General features: G+C 61.8%; 12 protein-coding genes. 11 read left to right on the top strand and 1 reads right to left on the bottom strand.

The window, feature by feature from the left end; genetic code table 11:
* Positions 1–5: 5 nt before the first annotated feature.
* Positions 6–2,300, bottom strand: a complete 2,295-nt coding sequence (locus IC50_RS26905) for an FdhF/YdeP family oxidoreductase (protein WP_035711783.1) — start codon at positions 2,298–2,300, stop codon at positions 6–8.
* Between the two features lie 304 nt (positions 2,301–2,604).
* Here IC50_RS26905 and fdhD point away from each other — a divergent pair, with 304 nt between their 5' ends.
* From fdhD to IC50_RS26850, 11 genes are all read left to right on the top strand, one after another.
* The gene (gene fdhD / locus IC50_RS26900) at positions 2,605–3,438 is read left to right on the top strand and encodes a formate dehydrogenase accessory sulfurtransferase FdhD (protein ID WP_035711781.1); all 834 of its coding nucleotides are present in this window, start codon (positions 2,605–2,607) and stop codon (positions 3,436–3,438) included.
* 159 nt (positions 3,439–3,597) lie between these two features.
* Positions 3,598–3,963: a hypothetical protein gene (locus IC50_RS26895; protein ID WP_050991113.1), complete on the top strand. Its 366-nt coding sequence runs from the start codon at positions 3,598–3,600 to the stop codon at positions 3,961–3,963.
* 184 nt (positions 3,964–4,147) lie between these two features.
* Positions 4,148–5,923 carry a thiamine pyrophosphate-requiring protein gene (locus IC50_RS26890; RefSeq protein WP_035711779.1) on the top strand — a complete coding sequence of 592 codons (1,776 nt, stop codon included), beginning with the start codon at positions 4,148–4,150 and terminating at the stop codon, positions 5,921–5,923.
* Complete coding sequence (locus IC50_RS26885; protein WP_035711778.1) at positions 5,920–7,017, top strand: enolase C-terminal domain-like protein; 1,098 nt, start codon at positions 5,920–5,922, stop codon at positions 7,015–7,017. The genes IC50_RS26890 and IC50_RS26885 overlap by 4 nt, the downstream gene beginning before the upstream one ends.
* Complete coding sequence (locus tag IC50_RS26880; protein WP_244429654.1) at positions 6,995–7,957, top strand: hypothetical protein; 963 nt, start codon at positions 6,995–6,997, stop codon at positions 7,955–7,957. Before IC50_RS26885 ends, IC50_RS26880 begins: the two co-directional genes overlap by 23 nt.
* Entirely contained in the window at positions 7,950–8,618 is a 669-nt protein-coding gene (locus IC50_RS26875; protein WP_035711776.1) for a gluconate 2-dehydrogenase subunit 3 family protein, read from the top strand. The genes IC50_RS26880 and IC50_RS26875 overlap by 8 nt, the downstream gene beginning before the upstream one ends.
* Positions 8,608–10,263 carry a GMC family oxidoreductase gene (locus IC50_RS26870; protein ID WP_035711773.1) on the top strand — a complete coding sequence of 552 codons (1,656 nt, stop codon included), beginning with the start codon at positions 8,608–8,610 and terminating at the stop codon, positions 10,261–10,263. Before IC50_RS26875 ends, IC50_RS26870 begins: the two co-directional genes overlap by 11 nt.
* Positions 10,264–10,273: 10 nt before the next feature.
* Positions 10,274–10,714 carry a PPC domain-containing DNA-binding protein gene (locus tag IC50_RS26865; RefSeq protein ID WP_035711769.1) on the top strand — a complete coding sequence of 147 codons (441 nt, stop codon included), beginning with the start codon at positions 10,274–10,276 and terminating at the stop codon, positions 10,712–10,714.
* A 2-nt stretch (positions 10,715–10,716) separates the two neighbouring features.
* Positions 10,717–11,094: a sensory rhodopsin transducer gene (locus tag IC50_RS26860; RefSeq protein ID WP_035711820.1), complete on the top strand. Its 378-nt coding sequence runs from the start codon at positions 10,717–10,719 to the stop codon at positions 11,092–11,094.
* Between the two features lie 15 nt (positions 11,095–11,109).
* On the top strand, positions 11,110–12,177 hold the full coding sequence (locus tag IC50_RS26855) for an SDR family oxidoreductase (protein WP_050991112.1): 1,068 nt from the start codon (positions 11,110–11,112) through the stop codon (positions 12,175–12,177).
* A 14-nt stretch (positions 12,178–12,191) separates the two neighbouring features.
* On the top strand, positions 12,192–13,631 hold a 1,440-nt coding region (locus IC50_RS26850), incomplete at its 3' end, for a glycoside hydrolase family 15 protein (RefSeq protein WP_050991111.1).

Here is a 13,631-nt window from a genome sequence, read left to right as displayed (position 1 = left end):
GGCCTTCAAACCCGAATTCGGACAGGCACTGATTTCGCGGCCGGCGTTTTCGAATGGATGTCGTGGTGCGACAGCGCAATCAGCGGGTTCATTTCCGGATAGTAAGCGCCGACGCAGCCATCCGGCAGTTTGAACGGGGTCACCTTGAGAGGACCGACCTCGCGTGCGATGCCGTCCCCAGCGTCGCTGACGAGGGAGACCATTTGGCCTTCCTGAAGTCCGGCGCGGGCGATCTCGTCCGGATTCATCAGCAATACGTCCCTTGTACCCTCGATGCCTCGCATCCGATCGCTGTAGCCGTAGATCGTGGTGTTGAACTGATCGTTGCTCCGCATGGTCAGGAGCCGGAAGCGACCGGGCGCATCCGGGAAGCCGGTGGAGGTGAGGGTCTCGGGCGCAGTAAACTCGGCCTTGCCGCTTTCCGTCTTCCAGATCCGTTCGCGGGCCGAGTTGCCGCGATAAAATCCGCCTGGGGTGAACATGCGCGCGTTGAACTCGTGGAATTCGTCCGGATAGGTCTCGGCGATCTCGTTGCGGATGAGATCGTAATTGCCGACCCAGTCATCCCATTTCAGCTTGGGATTCGGGTGCAAGGTTGCCTCGGCAAGACCCGCGACGATCGCCACCTCGGATTTCAGCTGTTCGCTGGCCGGCTTGCGCAGCCCGATCGAACCCTGGATGCAACTGAAAGTGTCCTCCATGGTGACGGCTTGCTGCCCGCTTGCCTGGATGTCTTCTTCGGTCCGGCCGAGGCATGGCAGCAGGTAGGCGGCCTTGCCATGGACGAGGTGGCTGCGGTTGAGCTTGGTCGCAATCTGAACCGTCAGCTCCAGGCCCCGCCAGGCCTCTTCCATCTTCGACCGTTCGGGAATGGCCCGCACGAAATTTCCGCCAAGCCCGACGAAAGCCTTGACCTTGCCGTCGAGTACGCCTTCGCATGTTTCGACGGTGTTCATGCCCTTCTCGCGCGGCGGCGCGAACCCGAACTGCTTGGCGTATTTGTCGAGCGGAACCAGTTCGGGCTTTTCCGAGATGCCGACGGTACGCTGACCCTGCACGTTCGAATGCCCGCGCACCGGCGAGATCCCGGTGCCGTCTCGACCGATGTTTCCTTTCAGGAGCAGCATGTTGACGAGCATGGCGACGTTCTGGAAGCCGTGCACGTGTTGGGTCAGCCCCATGCCATAGATGCCGATCACGCGGTCTGCCTCGACGTAAACCTGCGCAGCACCTTCGATGACCGATCGGCTGAGACCGGACGCGGCTTCAATGTCGTTCCAGGACGTCGCCCGAACCTCGGCTTCGAACTCTTCGAAGCCGTGCGTGTGCTGCTCGACGAAGAGAGCATCGATGACACGTTTGCCTTGCTGCTTGGCCGCATCGTCCGCGGCGAAGACATGCTTGCAGATCCCGACGATGACGGCGATGTCGCCGCCAACCTTCACCTGGTGGTACTGGCTGCTGATCTGCGTCGTCTTTCCTGTCAGCATCTCCGCAGGGTTCTGGGGATTGATGAAGACTTCCAGGCCCTTTTCGCGCACGGGATTGAAGGTGATGATCTGAACGCCTCGCTTGGCGGCGTCCTGGAGCGGATGCAGGAAGCGTGGGCTGTTCGATCCCGTGTTCTGGCCGAAAAAGAACATCGCATCACAGTTGCTGAGGTCGTCGAAGACCACAGTCCCAACGCCGGCACCAATCAGTTTTTTGAGCGCCACGGACGTCGTTTCGTGGCACATGTTCGAACTGTCGGGCAGGTTGTTGTTGCCATAAACCCGCGCGAACAGCGCATAAAGGTAGGAAGTCTCAAGGCTGGCCCGGCCGGACGAATAGAAAACGACTGACTTCGGATCGAGCGCCTTCAATCGCGAGCCGATGGCCCGAAATGCTTCATCCCAGGAGCACGCCACGTACTTGTCGGTTGCACTGTCATAGCGCAGCGGATGCGTCAGGCGTCCTTGCTGCTCGAGGTCGTAATCAGTCCAGGAGAGCAGCTCGGTCAGCGTGTGTTCGCCGAAGAATTCCGGCGTACAACGGAGCGAGGTCAACTCCCAAAGCGTCGCCTTGGCGCCGTTCTCGCAGAATTCAAAAGTGTGATAGTCGACTGGCTTGGCCCATGAGCAGGAAACGCACATGAAGCCTTTCGGCTTGTTTTGTCGGCGAAGGGTATTCAGTGCCGCCGGCGAATCCCACTCTTTGCCGAAGATCCTCGCAATCCCTTCGAGCGAGCCCCACCCGCCAGCTGGACCATCGTATTCAACCGTATCGGAAGCGTCGTCGCCAGCTTTGTTCGATTGCACCATGATCTTGTTTCTCTTCGGGAACCAGTCGGGCTGTGTCTCGCCAACGCATGTTGGCAACGGCGGTTCCTGGACGGGAGTTCCTGCAGCGTCGGGGGCGGACCGGACGTGGCGGGGAAAAGCGCAACAGGACCAGAGACTTCATTTGAGCAGCACGGTGCGTTGGGTGCTCGAAGCCGATTGTCTGCCCGCTGCCGTACAAGGAATCTCGCACTCGCGTGATGTTGATTCGAGGAGGCTGTGCCATGGAGCGACGGAACGCGTGCGCCCGGCAGCGGTTGCCAGACCTTAGATCGCGGAGCCTGCCATGGATGATCGCTGCACCCTCGACAAGCCAGAGCTGGTCTGGCGAGGGCGCGATCCGATAGCATCTTCGCGCAGGGTCGCGGAGGAGCGGCCCATAGCCATCACGTATAACGGCTCGACCTATGCGGTGATGATGGCCTCGCCCGCCGATCTCGTGGATTTCGGCTTCGGATTCAGCCTCAGCGAAGGTATTGTGGCGAACAGCGATGCTATCCTTAGCGTCGACGTCATCGAGCTCGAGCTCGGCTGCGAAGTCCGGATCTGGCTCGACGACTCATACGCCCATCTTTTGGCCAAAAGGCGGAGGGCGATGGTCGGGCCGGTGGGCTGCGGTCTGTGCGGAATCGAAAGTCTGGAGCAAGCCTGCCCACCGCCGGTGCATGTCGTCGGCCAGGGCGGGTTTCGTCCCTCGGACATTTTGGAAGCGATGCGCTCGCTGCGGCCGCTCCAGCATCACAATCAGGCGACGGGCGCGATGCATGCTGCCGCGTTCTGGGATGGCGACGACATCCGATTGGTCAGGGAAGACGTCGGTCGTCACAACGCGCTGGACAAACTCGCCGGCGCGGTGGCCAGAGCCGGTCTGGAGAGGTCACGGGGGGCACTCCTCATCACCAGCCGGGTCTCCGTCGAACTGGTGCAAAAGGCCGCACGGATGGGAGTACCGCTCCTCGTCGCCGTCTCGGCACCGACCTCACTGGCGATCGAGACCGCCGAGCGGGCCGGCGTCACGCTCGTCGCAGTCGCGCGTGACGATGGTTACGAGATATTCAGTCACCCCGGCCGACTGATCTTTGAAAGAGAACAATCTTCCTGCCGCAGCGGCCGTCCCTGAATCATCTTCCCGCTCATTTTGGTGCTGGCGCTGTCACAAAGAGCCGGCTTCGTCCGGCCTCGTACCGACTTTAAGTCGCCGCCGCTGTTTCAGACGGAACGTCTGAAGTCGCCCAGCGCTGTTGCGATACGCCATTCCCAAGTACTCAAGGAGACAGCAATGAAAACCACACTCTTGGCGGCCCTCTTGCTCGCAGCAACCGTTTCCGGTCCAGTGCTCGCACAAAGTGGCAAGACTTCCACGAGTCCGACGCAGTCCGCCACAAGCTCGGGCCAGAGCACGGCGGCCCAGAAGATTCAAGACGATCTCAAGAAGGCAGGCTTCACCGACATCAAGGTCGTGGCCGAATCCTTCGTCGTGCAGGCCAAGACGAAGGACGGCAATCCCATGGTGATGACGATTGGTCCACATGGCATGTCGGTGTTCGAAGCGATGAACACGTCGACGACTGGATCCGGCTCCTCAGCTAAATCCCAGGGCACGACCGGCTCCAGCTCTTCGAACAACAGCGCCACCTCAAAATAGTCGCCGCAGCTTTGGCGAACATCGCGGCCGACCTGGGCCGGCTCTGCGGTGTTCCTGGCGCGTCAACAAGCCCGGACGTACGCCAGCGTACGGAGATCGTCGTGAGGACCAGGAGAGTTCCGAAACGTTTCGACAGCCGTGGTCGTTGCTGAGTGTCGTTCGCATCAACAATCGAGAAGATCCAATGAACGTTAGCGAGTACGTCTGGCAGCGGCTGTCCGAATGGGGATTAACCAGGATCTACGGCTATCCCGGGGACGGTGTCGGCGGCCTGGATGTCGCTCTCGAGCAGGCGAAAGACAAGATCGAATACGTGCAGGTGCGGCACGAAGAGATGGCGGCCTTCATGGCATCCGCTCATGCCAAGTTTACGGGCCAGGTCGGCCTTTGTTATGCAACGTCAGGCCCAGGCGCCATCCATCTTCTCAATGGACTTTACGACGCCAAGATGGACCACGTCCCTGTGGTCGCTCTCGTCGGCCAGCAGGCGAGAAGCGCTATCGGGGCGAGCTATCAGCAGGAAGTCGATCTGCAGGTCCTGTTCCAGGACGTCGCCGAGTACGTCGGGCAGGCAAGCGTGCCCGAGCAGGTGCGCCACCTGATCGATCGAGCCATACGCATCGCCCACAACAAGCGCGGGGTCGCTTGTGTGATTCTTCCCAAAGACGTGCAGGAACTGGACTACCAGGATCCGCCTCTCGCCCACGGCGCGACCCACACCGGCGTTGGATATGCCGGGCCGGCGAAGCAACCGGACGATGGTCTTGTGCGCGCGGCCGCCGAGGTTCTGAACAGCGGCAGCAAAGTTGCAATGCTGGTTGGCGCAGGCGCTCTGGACGCCACCGATGAAGTCATCGCAGTGGCCGAGTGCCTCCAGGCCGGGGTGGCCAAGGCCCTGCTGGGAAAGGCGGTCGTCCCAGACGATCTACCCTTCGTGACAGGTTCTCTCGGATTGCTCGGCACAAAGCCCAGCTGGGACCTCATGAAGAACTGCGACACGTTCCTGATGATCGGATCCGCATTTCCCTACAGCGAATTCCTGCCGAAGCCCGGCTCGGCGCGCGGCGTCCAGATCGACATCGATGGCGCGCGGTTGAGCCTGCGCTATCCCATGGAGATCAACATCGTTGGAGACAGCTCTGCAACATTGAAGGCGCTGTTACCTCATCTGAAGCAGAAGCAGAAGTCCTCGTGGCGCCGCGAAATCGAGGAAGGTGTGCAACAATGGTGGCAGACGCTCGAGAAGCGCGCCATGGATACCGCAGAGCCCCTCAATCCGCAGCGCGTATTCTGGGAGTTGTCACCACGCTTGCCTGAGAGCGCGATCATCACGGCGGACTCGGGCTCCGTCGCCAACTGGTACGCTCGCGATTTGAAGATGCGCCGAGGCATGAAAGCTTCGCTTTCCGGAGGACTGGCTTCCCTTGGTGCCGGCACACCTTATGCTCTGGCCGGCAAGATGGCTTATCCGGACAGGACGGTGATCGCGTGCATGGGCGACGGCGCCATGCAAATGAACGGACTGAACGTCCTGATCACGATCTCGAAATATTGGAAGACCTGGTCAAATCCAGGCCTGATCGTCCTTGTTCTCAACAACCGCGATCTCAATCAGGTCACGTGGGAGGAGCGGATTCAGCTCGGCGCAGGAAAGACGCTGTCGACTCAGAGTATCCCGGACTTTCCGTATCATCGCTACGCCGAGCTCGTAGGCCTTAAAGGAATCTTTGTCGACGATCCGGAACGGGTGGGAGCCGCCTGGGACGAAGCGCTGTCGGCGGATCGTCCGGTCGTGCTCGAGGCGTACACGGATCCGAATGTGCCGCCGCTGCCTCCCCACATCACACTGAAGGATGCCAAGAACTTCGTCAGCATGATTCCGTCCGAACCGGAGCTTGGGAGCGTTTTGAAGAACAGCGCCAAGGAGCTGCTGACGAGCGTACTGCCAGGGAAGGAATGATGCTTGAGGTTCCCATCGAGTCGGTAAAAGCGCGCGCCTTCGAGGTCCCAACCGATCGCCCCGAAGCCGATGGGACCATGCACTGGAATTCCACGACACTGGTCCTGGTCGAGATCGCCGCCGGCGCCAAGTCAGGGATAGGGTACACGTATTCCGATCGCAGCATTGTGGCGCTGATCGTGGGCAAGCTCGGCTCGATCGTCCGTGGGAAGGATGCCATGGCGCCTGAAGCCGTCTGGATGGCGATGCAACGGGCCGTGCGCAATCTTGGGCGCGAAGGTCTTGCCGCAAATGCGATCTCAGCTGTGGACACGGCTCTCTACGACCTGAAGGCGCGGCTTTTGGATGTGCCGCTGGTGCGTCTTCTCGGAAGCTACCGTTTGAATGTGGCGATTTACGGCAGCGGAGGCTTCACGACCTACTCCGACGCCGAGCTGGCTGAGCAGCTTGGCAAGTGGGTTTCCGACGATGGCTGTGTGAACGTCAAGATGAAAGTGGGGTCCGAACCGGACCTCGATCCGCATCGCGTGCAAGTCGCACGCCGAGCGATCGGCGAGCGCGCAAGCCTCTTCGTCGATGCTAACGGCGCCTATTCGGTGAAGCAGGCGCTGGAGCTTGCGGAGTTGTTCGCATGCTGCGGTGTCGAATGGTTCGAGGAACCGGTGTCGTCGGACGATCTCGAAGGTTTACGTGCGGTTCGCGCCCGCGCCCCAGCGGGCATGGACGTGGCTGCGGGAGAGTATGCGTATACAACTGACTATGTGCGGACGATGCTTGAAGCGTCGGCGGTCGACGTACAGCAGGCGGATATCACGCGATGCGGCGGCGTGACGGGATTTCTGCAGATCGCCTCGCTTTGCGAAGCGCACCATATCGACTTGTCGGGTCATTGCGCCCCGGCTTTGCATCTTCACGCCGCTTGTGCCGCGCCGCGGTTGCGGCATCTGGAGTGGTTTCACGACCACGTTCGCATCGAGCACATGCTGTTCGAGGGGGCGCCGATGCCACGCAGCGGCGCGATCCAGCCCGACCTGTCGCGACCGGGCAATGGTTTGATCTTCAAGAACGCGGATGCTGCACGCTATGCGATTTGACCAATTGAGAACCAGGGATCGGAGCGGTGTCTCCCAAGCCGCGCTGGGTGAAGTGAGACGCGCACAGTCGCTGCAGCGTTCGACACCTCGTTCCGCCTTCCATCTGGGATGGCCCGAAGCCGAGACCGTTTTGGCCGCTCGGCGACTCAATCGCGCGGCGGGCATGTTGGCGGCGTCGGTCCTTGCCGACAGTGCCGTCGAGCATTACCGCGGTTCATTCAAGAACAAGGCGATGCTCACCCCGCTCATCGTTGCCGGGCTGACCCTGGCAATGAGCCTGCACGGCACCGCAGACAGGCGCCCGATGGCGCATCAAGCCCGTGACGCGTCCTACCTGTCAGCAGCTGTCACCGGCCTGCTCGGGACAGGCTTTCACATCTACAATGTCACGAAGAAAGTGGGCGGGTTGAGCTGGCAGAACGTGTTCTACGGTGCTCCCCTCGGGGCGCCCATGGCTATTCTGCTCTCGGGCTTGTTGGGCTTTTGCTCAGAACGTGTGCGCGCCAATGGAGGCCGGCGGCGTCATCGCGTCTTCAACCTTCCGGCGGGCGAGACGGTCGCGACCGTAACTGCACTGGGCCTGCTGGGTACTTCGGGAGAGGCGGGGCTGCTCCATTTTCGCGGGGCCTTTCACAACCCCTTGATGGCTCTTCCCGTCACTCTCCCGCCCATCGGAGCTGGTTTGCTCGCTGGGGCCGTGGTGAATGGCGGAGCACGGCCGCGCGGCCTCGCGCGATGGTGGATGCGGTTGCTTGTGGGAATGGGCTTTGCCGGCGTTGGCTTCCACGCGTACGGCGTCTCCCGAAACATGGGAGGTTGGCGCAATTGGAGCCAGAACATTCTCAATGGACCGCCTTTACCGGCGCCACCGAGTTTCGCCGGCCTCGCGCTGGCGGGTCTGGCAGCGCTAGAATTGATGAGAGAGGCACGAAATGCTTGACCGGAACGCGGAGCGGGGGGCTGGCGACGCCTACCCCGGTTATGACGTGCTTGCAAAGTGGCGAGGCCCATCCTGGAATGAAAAGACGCGGGAGGTGGTTGCGGCTCGCTTGCAGGTGGGAGACACACCGCAATTCCTGACCGCGGAGGAGTTCGAGATCCTCGCCGCTGTCGCCGATCGCGTCGTGCCGCAACCTTGTTCGAGGTCGCCTGTTCCTGTTGCGGGGCTGCTCGACCGCAAGCTGCGAGCCGGCGTTTTGGACGGTTACCGTGCAAAGGGCTTGCCGCGCGACGGAGAAGCTTGGCGAAGGGGGCTCAGGGCCCTCGATGCGGAAGCGAGAGCTCGCCACGACCGCGGCTTTGCAGCAATCACTGACGCTGACCAAGACGATCTGCTGAGGCGCTGCGAGGCAGGCGAATTGGATGCTCCGGAATGGGCCGGCATGCCCTCCCGGACGTTCTTCAAGCATCGTCTGCTACGCGACATCGCTCTTGCTTACTACTCCCACCCCACCGCGTGGAGCGAGGTCGGGTGGGGCGGGCCCGCCAGCCCGCGTGGCTACGTGCGCCTCGATTTCAACGATCGCGATCCGTGGGAGGCGGCCGAAGCCAAGCCAGGTCGCGAGGCCGACGCTCTCAGGACCAATCGCAATGTCCGATGATGGCCGGCATAGTCCCCGTGCACGCGACGGCCGCGCACCGGACGTCTTTCGGCCCGGCGGCTGGGTAAGCATGAAAGAATATTCGGATCATGAAGCGGTTGACTTCGTGATCGTCGGGACCGGTGCCGGCGGAGCGACACTCGCCTGCAAGCTGGCCGAATATGGATTCTCGGTGGTTGCGCTGGATGCCGGACCCTACTTCCGGCCGCTCGAGGATTTCGCCTCCGACGAGTCCGAGCAAACCAAGCTTTATTGGACTGACGATCGTATCGTCGATGGCGACAATCCCTTGCAGCTCGGCAGCAACAACAGCGGCAAGGCCGTCGGGGGCTCGACGGTGCATTTCGCAATGGTGTCGCTCCGTTTCCGGCCGGAATGGTTCAAAGCCAGGACCAAGCTTGGCTACGGTGCGGACTGGCCGATCGATTGGCGCGAAATGTGGGCGTACTACACGGAAGTCGAGCAGGCCCTCAAAATTTCCGGTCCTGTCAACTACCCCTGGGGGCCGCCGCGTCCGCGATATCCGTATCGTGCTCATCCGCTCAATGCAGCCGCCCGCGCGCTCGCCCGCGGCTGCGAGGCCCTCGGTATCGGTTGGACGGAGACGCCGCTCGCAACTCTTTCGGCACCGCGTGGCCTCGCGCATCCATGCGTCTATCGCGGCTTTTGCGTGACCGGTTGCTCGACCAACGCAAAGCAAAGTGCCCTGGTGACCTGGATACCGCGCGCTCTGTCCGCCGGCGCCGAAATTCGGGATCTCGCCATGGTCGGCCGGATCGAGACCGACGCGAATGGACTCGCTGTCGGTGTGCACTATCACCGCCAGGACAAGTGGCGCTTTCAAAGGGCACGTAACGTGGTAGTGGCCGGCTATGCGATCGAGACGCCGCGGCTCTTGCTGAATTCGGCGACCGACAAGTTTCCGAGCGGCCTGGCGAACAGCTCCGGACTCGTGGGCAAGAACCTCATGGCTCAGGCGAACCAGGCCGTGTGGGGCGAGATGGACGAGGAGGTTCGCTCATACAAGGGCCCGCCGTCCCTCGCAATCACGGAGCATTGGAATTACGAGGACGACGGCAAGGATTTCTTTGGCGGCTATGCGTACATGAGCCAGGGCCCTCTGCCGCAGCTGTGGGCCAATACCCAAGCGACGGCGCACGGTCTTTGGGGGGCGCGGCTCGTCCAGGAGATGAAGCGCTACAATCACGTCGTAGGACTGAAGATCGTTGGGGAGATGCTGCCTCAGGAAAACAACCGCGTCACGTTGGCAGACGAGCGCGATCAATACGGGCTCCGAATTCCGCGCGTGACCTACTCCTGGTGCGACAACGACAGGCGCCTGATCGATCACTCCATCGCGTTCATGAGCCGGGCTCTGAGCGCAATCCACGCCAAGAACATCTGGGTCCAGGAAGACGACACCTGTCACCTCAACGGAACGGCCCGGATGGGCGATCGGCCGGACAGCAGCGTCGTCAACGCAGATTGCCGCAGTTGGGACATTCCCAACCTGTGGATTTGCGACGGCTCCGTGTTTCCGACGGTGGGCGGCGCGAATCCGTCTCTGACGATCCAAGCGATCGCTTGCCGCACGGCGGACCGAATCCGGGCGCTGTCCCGACTGGGAGAGGTCAATTTGAACTAGGAGAATATCGATGAAGCACAAGCTTCTCAACGACGGTGCGCAGCGAACCTTTGCGGTCATCCTCGACAGCGGCGACGAGGCGATGGAAAGCCTGAAGTCGCTTGCAGCTCAGCAACGGATCTCCGCAGCCCAAGTCACCGGTATCGGAGCCTTCAGCGGGCTGGTGCTGAAATATTTCGATTGGGAGACAAAATCCTATCTCGAAAACCGCGTGGACGAACAGGTGGAAGTCGCTTCGCTCGTCGGCGATATCGCCGTTGCGCCTTCGGGCGAGCCTTCCGTGCACATCCATCTGGTCGTCGGCCGGCGGGACGGCACCGCCCTTGCCGGTCACCTGGGATCCGGCCGGGTTCGTCCCACCCTCGAGGTGATCATCACCGAAAGCCCGGCACACCTTCAGAAAGCGCACGACCCCGTTACCGGGCTCGCGTTGATCAAGCTGGAGCGATGACGATGCAGAGTATCGGCCGGACGCTGTGGGCCATTCCCGAAGGCTACATCCCAAGCGACAGCGTCAGCGACGCGCACGACCTCGTGTCTCATGAGGCGGCCTGCTTCCTGAACACCGGCGATCGTGATGCAGACGTCCGGATTACACTCTTCTTTGAGAACAGGGCTCCGGTCGGTCCGTACCGGGTGAAGGTGCCGGCCAAGCGCACCTTGCACCTTCGGTTCAACGACCTGACCGACCCGGCGCCGGTTCCGCGCGACACGAGTTACGCTTCCGTCATCGAGGCGAGCGAGCCGCTGATCGTCCAGCACACCAGGCTCGACTCGCGCCAGCCGGCGATGGCGCTGCTGTCGACCATCGCGTATCCGGCCGCACCGTAGTGAGGAGTTGTCTCGATGCACGACGAAGGATATCAGGCGACGATCCGATCGCGCCCAGTTGTCGTAATCACAGGAGCATCTGCCGGGGTGGGGCGGGCGATCGCGCATCGTTTCGGCCGCGCGGGGTACGCGATCGGCCTGATTGCCCGGGATGCGGAGGCGCTCGAGGAGGTGCGGCGCGAGATCGAGGACGCCGGCGGACAGGCAGTCGTGACGGCTCTCGACGTTGCGGATGCCAGCGCCGTGTTTGCGGCCGCCGATCGCATCGCATCGACGCTCGGTCCGATCGACATATGGATCAACGATGCGATGGTGACCGTCTTCTCGCCGGTCTGGCGCATGACGCCCGATGAATTCCGCCGCGTCACAGACGTGACGTATCTGGGCTTCGTGCACGGAACGATGGCGGCTCTACGCCACATGCGCCCCTCCAACAGAGGCACCATTATCCAGATCGGATCTGCGCTGGCCTATCGCGGCATTCCGCTGCAGTCGGCCTATTGCGGCGCCAAGTACGCGATCCGCGGCTTTACAGATTCGCTGCGAAGTGAGCTGAGGCACGAGCAGAGCCGGATCAAGTTGATGATGCTTCAGCTGCCGGCGGTCAACACGCCGCAATTCGATTGGGCAAGGACGCATATGCCCCGGACGCCGAGGCCGGTGGCACCCGTTGTCGAGCCCGAAGTCATCGCGAATACGGTGTACGATGCGGCTCAAAGGCCGGCGAGGGAGTACTGGATCGGCTTCAGCACCCTCAAGGTCATTTTCGGTAACATGATCGTGCCGGGCCTGCTGGATCGCTATCTCGCTCAAACCTGTATCAGCGGTCAACAGACGGAGCGGCCAATTGATGGAATGCGGCCGGATAACCTCGAGCAACCGGTGCGCGGCCTTCATCGCACCAGAGGTAGCTTCGATTCGGAGGCGGTCGACAGCGCCTTTGCCGCGCCGGCAAGCATGCTGCGGCTTGCTCCGATAGCGGCGCTACTGGGAGCAGCTGCATTGGCCGTGGCAGCAGGGCGTGCGTCTGGAAGTACGAGGAGCAGACTTCGTCGACGTGAACGCAGTTTGCGATTTGGATGAGTGTTTCCGCGCCGATGAAGTTCATCGAGGATTACGGCCTGATCGGAGACGGCCAGACGGCTGCCCTTGTTCATCGCGACGGTTCGATCGATTGGCTATGTTGGCCGCGCTTCGATTCGGATGCCTGCTTTGCGGCCCTACTCGGCACGAACTCGCATGGATGCTGGAGGCTCGCGCCCGTCGAGGCCGGTACGTCATCGCGCCGTTATCGCGAGGACACGCTCGTGCTGGAGACGGACTTCGAGCTGACGACGGGCCATGTCCGGCTGATCGACTTCATGCCGGTCGAGGATGGGGCCTTCGCCGTCGTCCGGATTGTCCGAGGCCTCGAGGGGAAGGTCAGGTTGCGCAGCGAGCTGGATCTTCGGTTCGACTATGGATCCTTGAGACCCGCAATTGAGATCGATCGCGATCGCGCCGTCGGCTTCGTGGGACCGGACCTCGTCGTTCTGCATGCGCCGGGCCAGCTTTCACAGCGGGGCTCATGCATCGTAGCGGAAGCAGAGGTGAGCCAGGGCGAGGAGATCGCATTCTGCCTTCGGTACGGCAGTTCAACCGAGACGCCACCTCCGCAGATTGCGGCGAACGCCGCACTGCAGGCGACAGAAACGTATTGGCGCAATTGGATCGGGAAGTTTGCCATTGAAACGCGGTGGCCCGAGGCCGTCAGACGTTCTCTCCTGACGCTCAAGGCGATGATCTTCCGTTCTACAGGCGGCATCATTGCCGCTCCGACCACTTCGCTTCCCGAGGCGCCGGCCTCCGACCTGAACTGGGATTACCGCTATTGCTGGCTGCGTGATGCAGCGTTCACGACATCCGCTCTGATTGATGCCGGGTATCACGACGAAGCCAAGGCATTTCGCGACTGGCTTCTTCGAGCCGCCGGTGGCGAACCCGACAAGATCAGGATCATGTACCGGGTGGATGGCTCACGCCGTCTGGAGGAATGGATCGCATCCTGGTTACCGGGATTTAGAGGGACGAAGCCGGTGCGAATCGGGAACGCCGCCGCGGCCCAGCGACAGCTCGACGTCTACGGCGAGCTCCTGGATTCCGTGGCTGCCGCAGCGAAGGTCGGCATAGCCCCGACCGAACTTGAGGGCATTTTGATCGCCTCCGTGATCGGTCACGTCGAGCGGATCTGGGATCAGCCAGACCATGGTTTGTGGGAAGTGAGGGGTGATCCACAGCATTACACCTACTCCAAAGTCTCGGCTTGGGCCGCAGTCGACCGCTTCGTCCGCCGCGCTGATCTTCATCACGCGGCAGACGAGACTTTTGTCGAAGGGATGGTGGAGCTGCGGAACAGAATGCATCGCGAAATTTGCGAGAAGGGTGTCGACCGTCAGCGGGGGACTTTTGTGGCGTATTATGGTTCTGATGAAGTGGATCCAAGCTTGCTCAATCTCCCTCTGATGGGCTTCGAGCTATGCGGGATTTTGGGTGACGAG

It is taken from the genome of Bradyrhizobium genomosp. I (2014) (genome assembly GCF_000261685.1).
Taxonomy (GTDB): Bacteria; Pseudomonadota; Alphaproteobacteria; order Rhizobiales; family Xanthobacteraceae; genus Bradyrhizobium.
Note: the sequence above shows the minus strand (reverse complement) of the source record. Positions and strands in the feature narration are given on the sequence as shown.